A 17945-nucleotide genomic window follows, 5' to 3' on the forward strand; every position below is an offset into this window, starting at 1 on the left:
CCACGGAAAGTGCTCACAGGCGTCAGCGCAGCGCCCGGTTCACCGCCGACACCACGGCCTTCAGCGAGGCGGTGAGGATCGAGCCGTCGATGCCGATGCCCCACACCTCGACGTCGGCGCCGGCGCCGTCACCGACCGCGGCCTCCACGTAGGCCGCGGCGCGGGCGTCGTCACCGGCGGCCATGGCGTGCTCGGCGTAGTCCAGCACCCGCACGTCGTAGCCGACGGAGGCGAGGGCGTCGACGAAGGCCGCGATCGGGCCGTTGCCCACTCCGGTGACCTCGTGGACCTCGCCCTCCACCTTGAGGGTGGCGGTCAGCTCGGCCTTGCCGTCGTCGTGCGTCGCGACGCGGGAGCTGACGAGCTCCAGCGGGCTGCGCCGCATGAGGTACTCCTCGGCGAAGATGTCGTACATCTCCTTGGCCGAGACCTCGCCGCCCTCGGTGTCGGTGACCTCCTGCACCCGACGCGAGAACTCGATCTGCAGCCGCCGCGGCAGCTCCATCTGGTGCTCGGTCTTCATCAGGTAGGCGACGCCGCCCTTGCCCGACTGCGAGTTGACCCGGATGACCGCCTCGTAGGTGCGGCCGATGTCCTTCGGGTCGATCGGCAGGTACGGGACCTCCCACGGGTGCTCGTCGACCGGGTGTCCGGCCTCGCTCGCCTCGACGCGCATCGCCTCGAGGCCCTTGTTGATCGCGTCCTGGTGGGAGCCGGAGAAGGCGGTGAACACCAGGTCGCCGCCCCAGGGGTGGCGCTCGCCGACGGGCAGCTGGTTGCAGAACTCGACGGTGCGACGGATCTCGTCGATGTCGGAGAAGTCGATCTGCGGGTCGATGCCCTGGCTGAACAGGTTCATGCCGAGGGTCACCAGGCAGACGTTGCCGGTGCGCTCGCCGTTGCCGAACAGGCAGCCCTCGATACGGTCGGCCCCGGCCTGCACGCCCAGCTCGGCGGCCGCGACGCCCGTGCCGCGGTCGTTGTGCGGGTGCAGCGACAGGATGATCGAGTCGCGGCGGGCCAGGTTGCGGTGCATCCACTCGATCGAGTCGGCGTAGACGTTCGGCGTCGCCATCTCCACCGTCGCCGGCAGGTTGACGATCATCGGGCGCTCGGGCGTCGGCTCCCAGACGTCACCGACGGCGTCGACGATCTCCTTGGCGTAGGAGAGCTCGGTGCCGGTGTAGGACTCCGGGGAGTACTGGAAGCGCCAGTCGGTGCCGGGCCGGCGCTCCGCCTCGGCGCGGACCAGCTTCGCGCCGTCGGTGGCGATCTTCGTGATGCCGTCGCGGTCGGACCGGAACACGACGCGGCGCTGCAGGATCGATGTCGAGTTGTAGAGGTGGACGACGGCGGAGTGGGCGCCCTCGAGGGACTCGAAGGTCCGCGTGATCAGCTCGGGCCGCGCCTGGGTCAGGACCTGGATCCGGACGTCGGCCGGGATCGCGTCCTGCTCGATGATCTCGCGGACGAAGTCGAAGTCGGTCTGCGAGGCGGCCGGGAAGCCGACCTCGATCTCCTTGTAGCCCATCCGTACCTGCAGGTCGAACATCCGACGTTTGCGGGCAGGGGTCATCGGGTCGATCAGCGCCTGGTTGCCGTCGCGCAGGTCGACCGCGCCCCACAGCGGGGCCTTCGTGATCACCGTGTCCGGCCAGGTGCGGTCGGGCAGCGACACGCGCTCGACGAGCTCGGCGAACGGCTTGTAGCGGTGGGTCGGCATCCGGCTCGGCCGCTGCGTGTTCCACGCGGGCTGGTCGGCCGGGATCTCGCCGTCGGGGTGGACGACGGTCTCGCGGATGCCGGCGGCCGGCATGTCAGGGGTGATGCTCATCAGGGTCTCCGTGCGGCGGTGCAGGAATCCCGGAGGTGTGGGTTCCGGGCCGACCGGCGAGCGCGCATCACCCGCGGCAGGGGGCCGGTCTCGGTCAGACCCCGCCGCGGCTGGGAAGGAGCAGCACGCGAAGCATCGCTCGCCACGGTAGACCCAACCACCCCGGGGTGGGCAAGCGGGCACGCCGCGTGACGCGAACCACCACTCGGCGACGGGGCGGCGGCCGGGCCGGGGTTCGGCTTACCAGTCGGTAGTGATGCATGCCATCATCTGCGCCATGACGCAGGACGCCGACACCGGCTCGCAGCGCAAGGCCAACACCTCGGCGGATCTGCGGGCACTGGCGAGCAAGTCCATGTCCCTGGTGGCCTCGGTCGTCAAGATCCTGTGCACGATCTTCGCCGCGATCCTGGTCATCTACATCGTGCTGTTCGTCGCCTCGGCCAACCAGAGCAACGGGATCTTCACGTTCTTCGCCGACGCGGCGAACAACCTCACGCTCGGCATCGGCGACCTGTTCGTGCCGTCGAGCGAGTCGCTCAAGGTGATCCTCAACTTCGGCCTCGCCGCCGTCGTGTGGCTCATCATCGGGGCCGTCGTCGCGCGCATCCTCAACGCACTGGCGCCGTGAGCGAAGGCTCATATCCGGCCATTTCGGCTCGGCTAGGGTGGACGCCGCCAACGTCAACCCGAGGAGCCGGAGGTCGGTCGCCGTGGCGCTCGTCGTCCAGAAGTACGGCGGGTCGTCCGTCCAGTCCGCGGAGCGCATCAAGCGCGTCGCGGAACGGATCATGCGGACCCGCAAGGACGGCAACGACGTGGTGGTGGTCGCCTCCGCGATGGGCGACACCACCGACGAGCTGACGGACCTCGCGCTCGCCGTGCACCCGGCGCCGCCGCCCCGCGAGCTGGACATGCTCCTGACGTCGGGCGAGCGCATCTCCAACGCGCTGCTCGCCATGGCGATCAACGCGCTCGGTGGCCGGGCGCGGAGCTTCACCGGCTCGCAGGCCGGGATGATCACCACCGGCAAGCACGGCGACGCCCGCATCATCGAGGTGACGCCGGGCCGCATCTTCTCCGCGCTGGCCGAGGACGGCGTCGCGCTCGTCGCGGGCTTCCAGGGCGTGAGCGCGGACTCCAAGGAGATCACGACGCTCGGCCGCGGCGGGTCGGACACCACCGCCGTCGCGATGGCCGCGGCGATGCAGGCCGACGTCTGCGAGATCTACACCGACGTGGACGGCGTCTACTCCGCCGACCCGCGGATCGTCCCGAACGCGAAGCTGCTCGAGACCATCACCTACGAGGAGATGCTCGAGATGGCCGCGTGCGGGGCGAAGGTGCTGCACCTGCGCGCGGTGGAGTACGCGCGCCGCGAGGGCGTGCCGCTGCGCGTGCGGTCCTCGTACACCGACCAGCCCGGCACGACGATCGTCGGGTCCATCGAGGAGCTCAGCGTGGAACAGGCCGTCCTCACCGGGGTCGCGCACGACCGGTCCGAGGCCAAGGTGACCGTCGTCGGCGTGCCCGACCAGCCCGGCTTCGCCGCCCGCATCTTCCGGGCGGTCGCCGACGTGGACATCAACATCGACATGGTGCTGCAGAACATCTCGCACCTGAAGACGGGCAAGACCGACGTGACGTTCACGCTGCCGGTCAAGGACGGCCCCCGCGCGGTCGAGGCGCTCTCCGCCGTGCAGGGCGAGGTCGGCCACGAGGAGGTCATCTACGACGAGCACGTCGGCAAGGTGACCCTCGTCGGTGCCGGCATGCGCAGCCACCCCGGCGTCACCGCGACCTTCTGCGAGTCGCTCGCGGAGGCCGGCGTGAACATCGAGATGATGAACACCTCGGAGATCCGCATCTCCGCGCTCATCCGCGACACCCAGCTCGACGACGCCGTGCGCGCCCTCCACGAGGCCTTCGACCTCGGCGGCGACACCGAGGCCGTCGTCCACGCCGGCACCGGTCGGTAAGGAGTACCTGCAGTGACCACCCTCGCCATCGTCGGCGCCACCGGTGCGGTCGGCTCCGTCATGATCGACATCATCGACGCGCGGGAGACCGTGCCGTGGTCGGAGATCCGGCTCATCGCGTCTCCCCGCTCGGCCGGCCGGCGGCTCACCGTCCGCGGGCAGGAGATCGAGGTGATCGCGCTGTCGGAGGAGGCCTTCGACGGCGTCGACATCGCGATGTTCGACGTGCCCGACGAGGTCAGCGCCACGTGGGCGCCCGTCGCGGCCGCCCGCGGCGCGATCGCGGTCGACAACTCCGGGGCGTTCCGCATGGACCCGGAGGTCCCGCTGGTGGTGCCCGAGGTCAACGCGGCCGCGGCGCACGAGCGACCCAAGGGCATCGTCTCGAACCCGAACTGCACGACGCTGTCGATGATGGCGGCCATCGGGGCCCTGCACCGCGCCTTCACGCTCACCGAGCTCGTCGTCGCGAGCTACCAGGCCGCCTCGGGGGCGGGCCAGGAGGGTATCGACCGGCTGCAGGCCGAGGTGTCCGCGGTGGCGGGCAAGGGCGTCGGTCATCGCGCCGGCGACGTCCGCGAGGCACTCTCCGCGGCCGGGCTGCCCGCCGAGTCGCCGTTTCCGGCGCCGCTGGCGCTCAACGTCGTGCCCTGGGCGGGCTCGTACCGCGACGGCGGGTGGAGCTCCGAGGAGCTCAAGGTCCGCAACGAGTCGCGCAAGATCCTCGGGATCGACGACCTCAAGGTGTCCGCGACCTGCGTGCGCGTCCCCGTCGTCACCACCCACGCGCTGGCCGTGCACGCGACGTTCGCCTCGCCCGTCGAGGTCGAGACCGCCCGGCAGGTGTTCGCCGCACAGCCCTCGATCGTCGTGGTCGACGAGCCGCAGCAGGGCCGGTTCCCGACCCCGGCCGACGTCGTCGGCGAGGACCCCACCTACGTCGGGCGCATCCGGCAGGCGCTGGACTTCCCGAACACGCTCGACTTCTTCGTGTGCGGGGACAACCTGCGCAAGGGTGCGGCGCTCAACACCTACGAGATCGCCGAGGAGCTCGTGCGTTCCTGACGACGGGTCCGGTCCGCGTGCGCGGACCGGCACCGACCCGCCGTCGGGACGGAGGCGTGTAGCGACGTCGGCCGATCGGGTAGGCACTACGGATCGCGCTTTCGCGGACGAGAGGTGACCCGTTGAGCTCCGACGACCTGACCACGAACGTCGCCACCGACGACGCCGGCATCCCGGTGCAGAGCCAGGAATTCTCGATGACGGTCGGGCCGGGCGGCCCGATCCTGCTCCAGGACCACTACCTGATCGAGCAGATGGCGAACTTCAACCGGGAGCGCATCCCGGAACGCCAGCCGCACGCCAAGGGCTCCGGCGCGTTCGGCACCTTCGAGGTGACCCAGGACGTCACGGCGTTCACGAAGGCCGCGGTCTTCTCCCCGGGTGAGGTCACCGAGGGGATCATCCGGTTCTCCACCGTCGCCGGGGAGCGGGGCAGCCCCGACACGTGGCGCGACCCGCGCGGGTGGTCGCTGAAGCTGTACACCCGCGAGGGCAACTGGGACATGGTCGGCAACAACACGCCGGTCTTCTTCATCCGCGACCCCATGAAGTTCCAGAACTTCATCCGCTCGCAGAAGCGCCGTGCCGACAACGGCCTGCGCGACCACGACATGCAGTGGGACTTCTGGACGCTGTCGCCGGAGTCGAAGCACCAGGTCACCTGGCTGATGGGCGACCGCGGCGTCCCCGAGACCTGGCGCCACATGAACGGCTACTCGAGCCACACCTACATGTGGATCAACGCCGCCGGCGAGGAGTTCTGGGTCAAGTACCACTTCATCTCGGACCAGGGCGTCCGGACGATGACGCAGGACCGCGCCGACGAGATGTGCGGGATCGACAACGACTACCACCGCCGCGACCTGTTCGACGCGATCGCGGGCGGGGACTTCCCGTCGTGGACGCTGAAGGTGCAGATCATGCCCTTCGAGGACGCGAAGACCTACCGGTTCAACCCGTTCGACCTCACCAAGGTGTGGCCGCACTCGGACTACCCGCTGCAGGAGGTCGGGCGGCTCACGCTGAACCGGAACCCGGTCGACTTCCACACCGAGATCGAGCAGGTCGCGTTCGAGCCGAACAACCAGCCGCCCGGGCTCGGGCTCTCGCCCGACCGGATGCTGCTCGCCCGCGGGTTCTCCTACGCCGACGCGCACCGGGCCCGGCTCGGGGTCAACTACAAACAGATCCCGGTGAACGCGCCGAAGAACCCGACGAACGCGCAGACCCACGCCGGGGCCATGCGGGTGGTCAACTCGGTCGACCCGGTCTACGTGCCGAACTCGAAGGGCAGCCCGCAGGTCCCGCAGGGCCACGTGAACCAGCCGCCGACCTGGTACGCCGACGGCGACATCCAGCGGGCCGCGTACGTGCAGCACCCGGAGGACTCCGACGAGGGTCAGGCCCGGACGCTGATGATGGAGGTCTGGGGCGACGACGCGCGCGACCGCTTCGTCACGAACGTCTCGGGCCATCTTGCCGGCGGTGTCGGCGAGGACGTCCTCGAGCGGGCGTTCGACTACTGGCGCTCGATCGACCAGGGCATGGGCGACCGCGTCGAGCAGGCCACCCGGGAGCTCCTGGGCCACGAGAGCAGGCAGCTCGCGCAGAGCTGACCCCGCGGACCCGCCGAGGCCCGTCCCACCGATCGTGGGGCGGGTCTCGGTGTGTGTGGGCAGGATCCGGGTGACCCGGGTGGTGGACCCACCGTGAGCGGCCGCCGCCGACGGCCGCGGGAGGAGCGAGACACCATGACCACCGCGCCCATCACGAGCCCGCTGCCCGCCGAGGCGCAGGAGGTCGTCGGCCGGGTGCTGCAGGAGGCCGTCGCCGACCTCACCGATCTGTCCCTCATCGGCAAGCAGGCGCACTGGAACGTGCTCGGCCGGACGTTCCGGGACGCGCACCTGCACCTCGACGAGCTGGTCGACCTCGCCCGCACGCAGACCGACGAGGTCGCCGAGCGGGCCGCGGCACTGGGCATCTCGCCCGACGGCCGCGCCGAGACGGTGGCCAAGCAGAGCGGCCTGCCCACCTTCGACGAGGGCTGGCGGTCCGTCGAGGACGTCACCGCGGCGATCGTCGAGATCCTCGCCGTCCTCGTCGAGCGCCACCGTGCCCGCATCGCCGAGACCTCGCAGCCGGACCCGGTGACCGAGGACCTGCTCATCGGGCAGACCGCGAAGCTCGAGGAGGCCCACTGGATGTGGCAGGCCAAGCAGGCCGGCTGATCCTCGGACACCCATTGAGCGCGAAGGGCCCCTCCGGTCGGACAGATCGACCGGAGGGGCCCTTCGCTCGTGCAGGGCTCAGTACTTCGAGCCCTTCGACGGGGCGAAGTAGTGCCCCTTGTCGAGGTCCTCGAGCAGGCCCGGGCCGGTCGGCTGCCAGCCCGTCACCTCACGGGTGATCGCGCTGGTCGCCGGGCTGTCCAGGCCCAGGAAGCCGCCGAGGAAGCCGAAGTGCTCGCCGATGCGCTCGCTCGGGATCGACTCGACCGGCACGTCGAGGTGGCGCCCGATGGTCTCGGCGATCTCCCGGAGCGGGATGCCCTCGTCGGCCACGCCGTGCAGGACGGAGCCCGCGGGCGCGACCTCGACCGCCAGGCGGAACAGGCGGGCCGCGTCCTCCCGCGCCACCGCCGTCCACCGGGCCGAGCCGTCGCCCGGGTACCCCGAGACCCCGTGCCGCCGGGCGACGTCGATCAGGGTCGGCACGAAGCCGGCGTCCCCGTCGCCGTGGACGGTGGGGGAGAGTCGGACGACGGAGGTCCGCAGGCGGGGGGCGAGGGCCAGGACGGCGGTCGTCGAGGCCTGGCGGCCCGCGGCCATGGAGTCCGGGGCCGGCACGTCCCGTTCGGTCGCGGGCTCGCCCGAGGCCAGGCCGAGGATGCCTCCGGCGATCGTCAGCGCGCCGCCGTCGGGAAGACCCTCGCCGAGGGCGGTGATCGCGGCGATGTCCGAGCCGACCGCGTCGGCGAAGCCGCCGGAGAAGGCGATGTCGTGGCGGAAGCCGAGGTGGATCACGGCGTCGGCCGCGCCGGCGGCCGAGCGCAGGACGTCGAGGTCGGTGAGGTCGCCGCGGACGACGGTGGCGCCGGCGGCCTCGACCGCGGCGGCGGAGGCGTCGGAGCGGGCGAGCCCGGCGACGGTGTGACCGGCGGCGAGCAGGTCCGGGACGACGGCGGAGCCGATCCAGCCGGACGCGCCGGTGACGAACACGCGCATGAGGAGAACCTCCGAGAGAACGGTCGCCGCGGATGTCAGCGACTGACATGGACGCTACACCTTCATGTCAGTCGCTGACATCCCTAGGATGGACGGATGGGTCGATGGCAGCCGGGCGCGCAGGGACGCCTGCAGCAGGCTGCGATGGAGCTCATCGTCGAGCGCGGCTACGACGGGGTCACCGTCGCGGAGATCGCGGAGCGCGCCGGGCTCACCGAGCGCACGTTCTTCCGGCACTTCGCCGACAAGCGCGAGGTGCTGTTCGCCGGGCAGGAGCAGTTCGCCGCCGGGGTCGTCGAGGCGCTCACGGCCGCCCCGCCGCAGCTGACGCCGCTGGAGGCCGTGGTCGCCGGGCTCGCGGCGGCCGGGACGTGGCTGAACGACGAGCGACGGGCCGGGTCCCGGGTCCGGCAGGGCGTCATCGACGCCCACCCCGAACTGCAGGAACGCGAACTGATCAAGCTCGCGCGCGTGGCCGCCGCGATGGCCACGAGTCTGCAGGAGCGCGGGGTCGGGCACGCCGAGGCGGTCCTGGCGGCCGAGGCCGGGATGGCGGCCTTCCGGCTCGCCTTCACCCGGTGGGTCGACGACCCGGGCGAGCACGACCTCCCGTGGCACCTCGACGCCGCGGTCGAGGGCCTCCGGGCGGTCGTGGCCTGATCAGGCCCGGGCGTCGCCCAGGTGACCGCGGGCGGCCTCCTCGAGGTGCGTCAGGTCGCTCGCGACGCTGCACCAGGTGAAGCCCTCGGCGAACCGGCGCGACGCGACGACCCCGCTCGGCGTGTGGATTCCGGCGATGATGCCCGCGGCCGCGCACGCCGTGCGGACGCGCTCGAGGGCCCGGTCGAAGACGTCGTCGTAGGCCGGGTCGTCCGGCGCGGCGCCGCCGAGGCCCAGTCGCAGATCGGACGGGCCGATGTAGAGGCCGTCGACGCCCGGCACCGCGGCGATCTCCTCGACCGCCTCGAGCCCCTCCGCGGTCTCGATCATGGGCAGGCAGAGGACGGCCGCGTCGGCCTCCCTGGGCCGCGCCGGGAAGCGCAGTTCCGCGCGGACCGGACCCATGGACCGGCGTCCCGTCGGGGGGTAGCGGCACGCCGCGACCGCGGCACGGGCGTCGTCGGCCGAGTTCACCATCGGGATGACCACGCCCGCCGCGCCCGCGTCGAGGGCCTGTCCGATCCAGAACTGCTGGTTGTCCTGCACCCGCACGAGCCCCGCGCAGCCACGGGCGTCGAGCGCCGTGAGGCCGTCGAGCAGGGCGCGGTAGTCGAGCAGGCCGTGCTGCGCGTCGAAGCAGACGTAGTCGTAGCCGACCCCCGCCACCCGCTCCACGGCCTGCGGGTTGTCCGAGAGCACCCAGTAGCCGATGGTCCGCGCGCCGCTGCGCAGCTTCTCCGCGAGAATCACGCGGGTTCTCCTACCCCGTGATCGGGACCGAGATGCCGAGCGCCCGGCGGACGAAGGCGATCTCGGCGGCCGTGTGGTTCAGCGTCTCGGACACCACGAGCGACCCGTGCCCGGCGTCGTAGCGGACCATCGCGTAGGACTTGTCCAGGGCGGCCAGCCGGTCCAGGTAGTTGTCGATCTGCCGGATCGGGCAGCGCGGGTCGTTCTCCCCCGCCAGCACGAGTACCGGGGCGGTGACCTCGTCGACGTAGGTCAGCGGGGACGCCGTCCGGTAGCGCTCCGGCACCTCGGTCGGGGAGCCCCCGAACAGCGAGCGGTCGAACGCCCGCAGCGGCTCCATCTCGTCCTCGTAGGCCGCGACGTAGTCCGCCACCGGCACGCCCGCCGCGCCGACGGCCCACCGCTGCGGCTGCACGCCGAGCCCGAGCAGCGTCAGGTAGCCGCCCCAGGACCAGCCCTCGAGCACGCACGCCGCCGGGTCGGCCAGCCCGGACTCCACGGCCCACGACTGCACGGCCGCGATGTCCTCGAGCTCGGTGGTGCCCGGGCGCCCCTCGATGGCGTCCCGCCACGCGGAGCCGTAGCCCGAGGAGCCGCGGTAGTTCACGTGCACGACGGCGAAGCCCGCGTCCAGCCACACCGCGCGCACCGCGGAGTAGCGGTCCTCGTCCGCGGCCTGCGGCCCGCCGTGGATCATGAACAGGGTCGGGACCGGGCCCGTGGTGCCGGCCGGGCGCGAGTACAGCGCGTGCACGTCGCCGCCGGGCCCGGGCACCCAGGCGTCCTCGAGCACCACCGACGGCGCGGGGCGCTCCCCGGGCGGCGTCAGCAGGACCTCGTCGGTGCCGTCCGGGCGCAGCACCCGCACGCTCGACGGCTGTTCCGCCGAGGACCAGCCGTACTCGACCGACCCGTCCGGGCGCACGTCCGCACCGCCGACCGAGCCGCGCGCGGTGGGCAGGTCGGTGAGCTCCCCGCTCGTCAGGTCGTAGCGGTGCAACGTGGTCCGTCCCGCCCGGGTGTGCGCGACGATCAGGGCCGACGCGTCCGGGTAGAACCCCGCCGAGAGGTCCCCGGGCAGGTCGATGGCCAGCTCGGTCTCGGTGCCCGTCAGCGGGTCCCAGATCAGCAGCTCGTCGCGCCCGCGCCGTTCGTGCTGCACGAGCAGCCGCGGGTCGCCCGCGACGGGCGCGAACTCCACCGGCTCGACGCCGAGCCCCTCGCCGTCGTACAGGTCCGCCACCGCCGAGCCGTCCTCGACGCGGAGCACGCGGATCGCGGGGTGGCGGGAGTCGCCGTGCTCGGAGTGGGAGATCGCGAGCAGGGTCTCGTCGCGGGAGAGCGCGCCGATCCCGGCGTCCTCGGTGTGGGCGTAGACCGTGCGGAGCGCGGCCCCGCCGACCTGGACCGCGAGGGTCGAGCCGTCGTCGGTCGACCAGCCGATCGCGGTGGTGGTGGCGCCGAGGTCGAGGCCCGCCGGGTAGCCGCGCTCGGCGCCGGCGACGGCGGGCTCCGCCTTCCCGACGTCGGGGGTGAACGGCTCGCGCACCCAGGTGCCGAACTCGTCGCCGTCGGTGTCGTCGAACCACCAGATCCACGCGCCGTCGGTGGAGACCGTGGCGCCGCGGGTGCCGTTCGGCCGGTCGGTGACCCGGCGGTGGTCGTCGGTGGCGCGGTCCCAGGCGTAGACCTCCCAGGTGCCGCTGGCGTTCGAGGAGTAGACGCTGCGCTCCGGGGCGTCACGGGCCCAGTCGGGCACCGAGATACGGGCGGCGGTGAACCGCCCGCGCCAGCGGGTCTCGGCCGCCGGGTCGGCGAACAGGGCCTCGGGGACGTCCACGGCGGGATCGCGTCGGGTCTCCACGCCCCGATCATGCCCCTCCGGCCGGAGCGGCAGGGACGCCGGACGAGGGGTAGCGCGTACCGGCGGGACCGTGTGCGCAGTTCCGCAGCCGACGGACTGGCGAGTACGCCCGGGAGACGGCAAGTTTCACGCCATGGCGTCCGACGAAGGCACCACACCGCCTCTGGCTGCATCGGGGAGGGTCGACACCATGACGTCCGACGAAGGCCGCGCGCCGCGGGCGGTGCGGCGCATCGCCGTCGTCAACCGCGGCGAGGCGGCGGTGCGCCTCATCCACGCCGTGCGCGACATCAACGCCGAGCGGCGCGGGGCGGGCGACGAGCCGATCCGCACGATCGCGCTCGCGACGGACGCGGAGCCGGCGGCCATGTTCGTCCGCGAGGCGGACGAGGTCTACCCGCTCGGTGCGGCGGCCGACCGGCCCTACCTCGACCACGACCGGCTCGCCGACGCCCTGCGCGCGACCGGGGCGGACGCGGTGTGGGTCGGGTGGGGCTTCGTCGCGGAGGATCCCGGGTTCGCCGCGCGGTGCGCGGACCTCGGGATCACGTTCATCGGGCCGAGCGCCGAGGCGATGCGCCGGCTCGGGGACAAGATCGGCGCGAAACTGCTCGCCGAGGAGTCGGGCGTGCCCGTCGCCCCCTGGAGCGGCGGCTCGGTCGACTCCCTCGACGCCGCGCTCGGGGCGGCCGACGCGATCGGCTACCCGCTGATGCTCAAGGCCGCGGCGGGCGGCGGCGGCCGGGGCATCCGGACGATCCGCGGCGCGGACGAGCTGCGCGCCGCCTTCCAGCACACCCGCGACGAGGCCCGGCGGGCGTTCGGCAGCGACGTCGTGTTCCTCGAGCGGCTGGTCACCGGCGCGCGGCACGTCGAGGTGCAGGTCATCGCCGACTCCCACGGCACCGCCTGGGCCCTCGGCGTGCGCGACTGCTCGGTGCAGCGACGCAACCAGAAGATCCTCGAGGAGTCGGCGTCCCCGCTGCTCACGCCCGAGCAGACCGACGAGCTGAAGGCCGCGGCGGAACGGCTCGCGCAGCGCGTCGGCTACTGCGGCGCCGGCACCGTCGAGTTCCTGTACCACCCCGGGGACAAGACGTTCTCGTTCCTCGAGGTGAACACCCGGCTGCAGGTCGAGCACCCGATCACCGAGGTCACCACCGGCACCGACCTGGTCCGGCTGCAGATCCACGTCGCGAGCGGGGGCCGGCTCACCGGTCCCCGGCCGGCGGAGGTGGGGCACGCGGTCGAGGCGCGCCTCAACGCCGAGGACCCCGACCGCGACTTCACGCCCTCCCCGGGCCGCATCGAGCTGCTGGAGCTGCCGAGCGGCCCCGGCATCCGGGTCGACACCGGCGTCAGCCGCGGCGACGTCATCCCGCCGGACTTCGACTCGATGATCGCGAAGATCATCGCCTCCGGGCGCACCCGGGAGGAGGCGCTCGCCCGGCTGCGGCGGGCCGTCACCGAGACCGCCGTCGTCGTCGAGGGCGGCGTCACGAACAAGAGCTTCGTGCTCGACCTCCTCGACCGCCCCGAGGTGATCGACGGGTCGGCGGACACCGGGTGGATCGACCGGGTCCGCGCCGAGGGCGGTCTCGTCGAGGACCGCCACTCCGGGATCGCGCTCGTGAGCGCCGCCATCGAGGCGTACGAGAGCGAGGAGCTCGTCGAGGTCGCCCGGCTGCTCGAGACCGCCCGGGGCGGCCGCCCGCAGGTGGGTCACCGCTCCGCCCGTCCCTTCGACCTGACCCTGCGCGGCCGCAGCCACCGCCTCGAGGTCTCCCGCATCGGCGCCCAGCGCTTCCGGGTCACCGTCGTCGGCGGGGACGGCGCCGCCGACCGGGTGGTGCACGTGACGGTGCACCTGCTCGACGACCACCACCGGCGCGTGGTCGTCGGCGGCCAGGGCCACCGCGTGCTCTCGGCGACCCACGGCCCCGTGCACTTCGTCGAGGTCGACGGCATCGCGCACCGCGTCAGCCGGGACGAGGGGGGCGTGGTGCGCGCCCCCGCCCCCGCGCTCGTGGTCGCCGTCCCGGTGGCGGTCGGCGACGAGGTCGCGGCGGGGGCACCGGTGCTCGTGCTCGAGTCGATGAAGATGGAGACCCAGCTCCACGCGCCGTTCGCGGGCGTGGTGCGGGAGCTGCACGTCTCGACCGGCAGCCAGGTGGAGACCGGGACGCCGCTCGCGCGTCTCGAGCCGCTGGAGGACCCCGACGAGGCCGCGGAGCAGGCCGACCCGGCCGCCGTCGAGCTCGACCTGCCCGACGCGGGCGACGACGCCGGCAGTGCCCTCGACGACCTGGTCGCGGTGCTGCTCGGCTACGACGTCGGGCCCGGCGAGGAGGGCGGCTGGGGCACCGAGGCGGCCCTCGCCCGCTACCTGGCCGACCGCGACGCCCGCGCGGCGGCGGGCGAGGAGGTCCGCGACGCCGAGATCGACCTGCTCGCGGTCTTCGCCGACTTCGCCGAGCTCTCGCGCAACCGCCCGGCCGACGAGGAGGCCCGGGCCGAGATGCGGGTGCACAGCCCCCGCGAGTATTTCCACACCTACCTGCAGAGCCTCGACGTCGAGCGCGGGGCGCTGCCGGAGATGTTCACGGCCAAGCTGCGCAGCGTCCTGGCGCACTACGGCATCGACGACCTCGCCCGCACCCCCGAGCTCGAGCGGGTCGTCTTCCGGGTCTTCCTCGCCCAGGGCCGCTCCGACCCCGACCTCGCCATCGTCACCGCGATCCTGCAGCGCTGGCTCGTGGAGCCCGCGATCGACGACGACCGGGCCGTCGGCGTCCGCGAGCTGCTCGACCGGCTCGTCCGCGCGATGCAGCGACGGTTCCCCGCGGTCGGCGACCTGGCGCGCAGCGTGCGCTACCGCTGGTTCGACGAGCCCGTGGTCGCGCGCGAGCGGGCGGCCGCGCTCGAGGGCGTGGCCGCCGAGCTGGCCTACCTCGACGAGCACCCCGACGCCCCCGACCGCGCGGAGCGGATCGAGGCGCTGGCCGCCACCCCGGAGCGGATCGTCGGCCTGCTCGCCGACCGCCTCCTGGCCGGTGTCCCGGTCCGCGAGCCGCTGCTGGACGTGCTGACCCGGCGGCACTACCGCGGCTTCGACCTCGACGACCTGCGCACGCCGACGGTGGCCGACCGGCCGGCGGTCGAGGCCGACTACGTCCTCGACGCCCGCCCGACGCGGCTGGTGTCGACGGTCGGCACCGTCGACGAGCTGACGCCCGACAGCGCCCTCGCCACCGCCCTGGCCGAGCGCGTGGCGGCGCACCACCCCGGCCAGGCGGCCGTGGTCGACCTCTACCTCGCCTGGCCGGACGCGCCGGACGACGCCGAGGCCTGCTGCGCGGCCCTGCGCGAGCGGCTGGGCGCCACCGCCTTCGCGCACGCCGTGCGCCGGGTCGCGGTGGCGGTCTGCACGCCCGGACGTCCGGTCGGCTACTTCACCATGCGGCCCGGGGACGACGGCGGGCTGGTCGAGGACGACCTCGTCCGCGGCGTGCACCCGATGGTCGGCCGGCGGCTCGACCTGTGGCGCCTGCGGAACTTCGACATCACCCGCGTCGACGCCCCGGACGACGTGCTGCTCTACCACGCGATCGCGAAGGACAACCCCGCCGACCAGCGGCTCGTCGCGCTCGCCCAGGTGCGCGAGCTCGCCGTCGTGCGCGACGCCGACGGCCGGGTCACCTCGCTGCCGCAGGTCGAGCGCGCCATCGCCGACTGCGTCGAGGGCATCCGGCGTGCCCGGGCGGTCCGGTCCTCGCGCTCGGTCCCGCTCGACATGAACCACGTCTGGCTGCACATCTGGCCGCCGATCGAGGCCGAGCTGGAGCAGGTCACGGCGGTCCGGGCCAGCATCGCGCCGATCACCTCGGGCGCCGGGATCGACGAGGTCCTCGCGTCCGGCCGGATCGCGACCCCCGAGGGCGTGTATCCGATCACCGGCCGCTTCTACGCCCAGCCCGGGGCCGGGGTGCAGTACTCGGTGGGCCCGCCGCCCACCGAGCGGCTCGCCCCGATGGACGACTACGGGCAGAAGGTGATGCGGGCCCGCCGTCGCGGCACGGTGCACCCCTACGAGGTGCTCAACGTCGTGGCCGGGGAGACCGGCACGATCGTCGAGTACGACCTCGAGGCAGCGGTCGACGCAGCGGGAGACGCGGCGCCGCCGAGCTCGACCCCGGGGGTCGGGCGGCTCGTGCCGGTCCACCGGGAGCCCGGCGGCAACAGCGCCGGCATCGTCGTCGCCGTCGTCACCACCCCGACCGAGGCCTACCCCGAGGGCGTGACCCGCGTGGTCCTCGCGGGCGACCCGACGAAGGCCCTGGGTGCGGTGTCGGAGCCGGAGTGCTCGCGGATCATCGCGGCCCTCGACCTCGCCGAGGCGATGCAGGTGCCGGTGGAGTGGTACGCGCTGTCGGCCGGTGCGCGGATCGCGATGCGCTCGGGCACCGAGAACATGGACTGGGTGGCGCGCGGGCTCAAGCGCATCATCGAGTTCACCCAGGCCGGCGGCGAGATCGACATCGTGGTCGCGGGCATCAACGTCGGCGCCCAGCCGTACTGGAACGCCGAGGCCACGATGCTCATGCACACCAAGGGCATCCTGGTGATGACGCCGGAGTCGGCGATGGTGCTCACCGGCAAGCAGTCGCTCGACTTCTCCGGCGGGGTGTCGGCCGAGGACAACTTCGGCATCGGCGGCTACGACCGCGTGATGGGCCCCAACGGCCAGGCGCAGTACTGGGCGCCGGACCTCGGCAGTGCCCGGGACATCGTGCTCGCCCACCACGAGCACTCCTACGTGGTCCCCGGCGAGGCCGGCCCGCGGCGCCTGCCGACCAGCGACCCGGTCGACCGCGACATCACCACGGCACCGCACGACTCGCCGGACTCGACGTTCACCACGATCGGCGAGATCTTCTCGTCGGCCACCAACCCGGACCGCAAGAAGGCGTTCGACATCCGCACGGTGATGCGGGCGCTCGCCGACGCCGACCACCCGACGCTGGAGCGTTGGGCCGGGATGGCGGACGCCGACACGGCGGTCGTCTTCGACGCGCACCTCGGGGGGCAGCCGGTCTGCCTGCTCGGCATCGAGTCGCGTGCCGTGCCGCGCCGCGGCTTCCCGCCGACCGACGGCCCGGACACCTACACCGCGGGCACCCTGTTCCCGAAGTCGTCGAAGAAGGCCGCCAGGGCCATCAACGCCGCCAGCGGGAACCGCCCCGTCGTCGTGCTGGCCAACCTCTCCGGCTTCGACGGCTCGCCGGACTCGATGCGCAACATCCAGCTCGAGTACGGCGCCGAGATCGGCCGCGCGGTGGTCAACTTCGACGGTCCGATCGTGTTCTGCGTGATCTCGCGGTACCACGGCGGGGCGTTCGTGGTGTTCTCGAAGGCGCTGAACCCCCGCATGACGGTGCTCGCCGTGGAGGGCTCGTTCGCCTCGGTGATCGGCGGTGCACCGGCCGCGGCGGTCGTGTTCGCCGCCGAGGTCGACAAGCGCACCGAGGCCGACCCGCGGGTCACCGAGCTCACCGAGGCGGTCCGCGCGGCCGACGAGGTGGACCGGGCCCCGCTCGCCGCGCGCCTGCGGGAGGTCCGCACGGCCGTCCGGGCCGAGAAGCTCGGGGAGGTCGCCGCGGAGTTCGACCGGGTGCACAGCATCCACCGGGCGGTGGAGGTCGGGTCCGTGGATGCGGTCATCTCGGCGAGCGAGATGCGCCCGAGGATCATCGCCGCGCTCGGCTGAACACCGTCCCGACGACGGGCTCCCAGTCCCGCTCCGGCGGGAGCTGGTGGCCCATGCCCTCGACGACGGCGAGCTCCGCACCCGGGATCGCCGCCGCGAGGGCGTGGCCGTGGGCGAGCGGGAACACCGGGTCGGCGCTGCCGTGCACCACGGTGACCGGCAGCCCGGCGAGAGCGGTCAGATCGTCGGGGCCGGTCGTCGGGTCGCCGGCCACGAGGACGTGGTTGGTCGCGCTCGCCAGGTCCCGGGTGCGGGCGACGACCTGCCGGGCGATGGCCCGGACCCGGGCCTCCTCGAAGCGCCCGGGGCCGGCGCAGGGCCGTTCGCCCTCGACGATCGTCTCCACGGGGTCGTCGAGCTCCGGTCCGGGGGCGAGGGACGGGTCGGGGCCGGGGAGCCCGGTGACGCGCGGGTCGACGGCCGTCGTCGCGATCAGGGTCAGCCCGCTCACCCGGTCGCGGTGCGTCAGCGCGAGCTCCCGCGCGATGCCACCGCCCATCGACAGCCCGATCACGTGGGCGGCCCGGATCCCGAGTCCGTCGAGCACGGCGAGCGCGTCGGTGACGAGGTCCGCGCCGGTGTAGCCCGGTGCGCCCGGCGGCCAGTGCTCGGCTTCCCCGGTGTCGCGGTGGTCGTAGCGCACGACGCGGGCGCCGGCCCGCACGAGCGGTGCCGTGGCGATCCCGTCCCACCAGTCGCGCGACCACGTGGCACCCCCGATCAGCAGCACGGGCCACCCGTCGTCGGGACCGAGCGTCTCGGCGGTCGCAAGTGGTGGTGACATGCAACCAGTTCTAAC

The 17945-nt window shown here is 73.2% G+C and carries 12 protein-coding genes; 7 read left to right on the forward strand and 5 right to left on the reverse strand.

From position 1 onward, the window contains the following. Positions 1-22 precede the first annotated feature (22 nt). A complete protein-coding gene (gene leuA, locus A3CO_RS0113545; RefSeq protein ID WP_018332784.1) occupies positions 23-1816 on the reverse strand; it encodes a 2-isopropylmalate synthase in 1794 nt (597 codons plus the stop codon). Positions 1817-2111: 295 nt separating this feature from the next. Here leuA and A3CO_RS32095 point away from each other — a divergent pair, with 295 nt between their 5' ends. The 5 genes from A3CO_RS32095 (at position 2112) to A3CO_RS0113570 (ending at position 7109) form a co-directional block, all read left to right on the forward strand. Continuing rightward, entirely contained in the window at positions 2112-2465 is a 354-nt protein-coding gene (locus tag A3CO_RS32095) for a hypothetical protein (RefSeq protein WP_157647546.1), read from the forward strand. Positions 2466-2547: 82 nt separating this feature from the next. Beyond that, positions 2548-3813, forward strand: coding sequence for an aspartate kinase (locus tag A3CO_RS0113555; protein ID WP_018332787.1), 1266 nt, complete (start codon positions 2548-2550; stop codon positions 3811-3813). A 12-nt stretch (positions 3814-3825) separates the two neighbouring features. Continuing rightward, positions 3826-4878 (forward strand): aspartate-semialdehyde dehydrogenase, encoded by a 1053-nt coding sequence (locus tag A3CO_RS0113560; RefSeq protein WP_018332788.1) that lies wholly within the window; start codon positions 3826-3828, stop codon positions 4876-4878. 122 nt (positions 4879-5000) lie between these two features. After that, the gene (locus A3CO_RS0113565; RefSeq protein WP_018332789.1) at positions 5001-6494 is read left to right on the forward strand and encodes a catalase; all 1494 of its coding nucleotides are present in this window, start codon (positions 5001-5003) and stop codon (positions 6492-6494) included. A 135-nt stretch (positions 6495-6629) separates the two neighbouring features. Next, positions 6630-7109 carry a Dps family protein gene (locus tag A3CO_RS0113570; protein ID WP_018332790.1) on the forward strand — a complete coding sequence of 160 codons (480 nt, stop codon included), beginning with the start codon at positions 6630-6632 and terminating at the stop codon, positions 7107-7109. A gap of 78 nt (positions 7110-7187) precedes the next feature. On the opposite strand, the gene A3CO_RS0113575 is transcribed toward A3CO_RS0113570, so the two are convergent. Further along, positions 7188-8105, reverse strand: coding sequence for an SDR family oxidoreductase (locus A3CO_RS0113575; RefSeq protein WP_018332791.1), 918 nt, complete (start codon positions 8103-8105; stop codon positions 7188-7190). A gap of 96 nt (positions 8106-8201) precedes the next feature. Between A3CO_RS0113575 and A3CO_RS0113580 the strand changes: the two genes are divergently transcribed. Further along, entirely contained in the window at positions 8202-8765 is a 564-nt protein-coding gene (locus tag A3CO_RS0113580) for a TetR/AcrR family transcriptional regulator (RefSeq protein ID WP_026204582.1), read from the forward strand. Here A3CO_RS0113580 and A3CO_RS0113585 read toward each other — a convergent pair whose 3' ends face one another. Together A3CO_RS0113585 and A3CO_RS0113590 are read right to left on the reverse strand one after the other, a co-directional pair. Further along, positions 8766-9515: an HpcH/HpaI aldolase family protein gene (locus tag A3CO_RS0113585; protein ID WP_018332793.1), complete on the reverse strand. Its 750-nt coding sequence runs from the start codon at positions 9513-9515 to the stop codon at positions 8766-8768. 10 nt (positions 9516-9525) lie between these two features. After that, on the reverse strand, positions 9526-11379 hold the full coding sequence (locus tag A3CO_RS0113590; protein ID WP_018332794.1) for a S9 family peptidase: 1854 nt from the start codon (positions 11377-11379) through the stop codon (positions 9526-9528). Between the two features lie 190 nt (positions 11380-11569). Between A3CO_RS0113590 and A3CO_RS0113595 the strand changes: the two genes are divergently transcribed. Next, positions 11570-17146 carry an ATP-binding protein gene (locus A3CO_RS0113595; RefSeq protein WP_018332795.1) on the forward strand — a complete coding sequence of 1859 codons (5577 nt, stop codon included), beginning with the start codon at positions 11570-11572 and terminating at the stop codon, positions 17144-17146. Here the strand turns inward: A3CO_RS0113595 and A3CO_RS32100 are convergent. Next, entirely contained in the window at positions 17127-17930 is an 804-nt protein-coding gene (locus A3CO_RS32100) for an alpha/beta hydrolase (RefSeq protein ID WP_084681849.1), read from the reverse strand. The two genes, A3CO_RS0113595 and A3CO_RS32100, sit on opposite strands and share 20 nt — an antisense overlap. Positions 17931-17945: the final 15 nt, after the last annotated feature.

The organism is Actinomycetospora chiangmaiensis DSM 45062, from assembly GCF_000379625.1.
Taxonomy (GTDB): Bacteria; Actinomycetota; Actinomycetes; order Mycobacteriales; family Pseudonocardiaceae; genus Actinomycetospora; species Actinomycetospora chiangmaiensis.

Bases quoted from the DNA above. Each gene is read 5' to 3' on its own strand.
- leuA (WP_018332784.1), bottom strand. From the start codon at position 1,816: ATGCCGGCCGCCGGCATCCGCGAGACCGTCGTCCACCCCGACGGCGAG.
- A3CO_RS32095 (WP_157647546.1), top strand. From the start codon at position 2,112: ATGACGCAGGACGCCGACACCGGCTCGCAGCGCAAGGCCAACACCTCG.
- A3CO_RS0113570 (WP_018332790.1), top strand. From the start codon at position 6,630: ATGACCACCGCGCCCATCACGAGCCCGCTGCCCGCCGAGGCGCAGGAG.
- A3CO_RS0113575 (WP_018332791.1), bottom strand. From the start codon at position 8,105: ATGCGCGTGTTCGTCACCGGCGCGTCCGGCTGGATCGGCTCCGCCGTC.
- A3CO_RS0113580 (WP_026204582.1), top strand. From the start codon at position 8,202: ATGGGTCGATGGCAGCCGGGCGCGCAGGGACGCCTGCAGCAGGCTGCG.
- A3CO_RS0113595 (WP_018332795.1), top strand. From the start codon at position 11,570: ATGACGTCCGACGAAGGCCGCGCGCCGCGGGCGGTGCGGCGCATCGCC.
- A3CO_RS32100 (WP_084681849.1), bottom strand. From the start codon at position 17,930: ATGTCACCACCACTTGCGACCGCCGAGACGCTCGGTCCCGACGACGGG.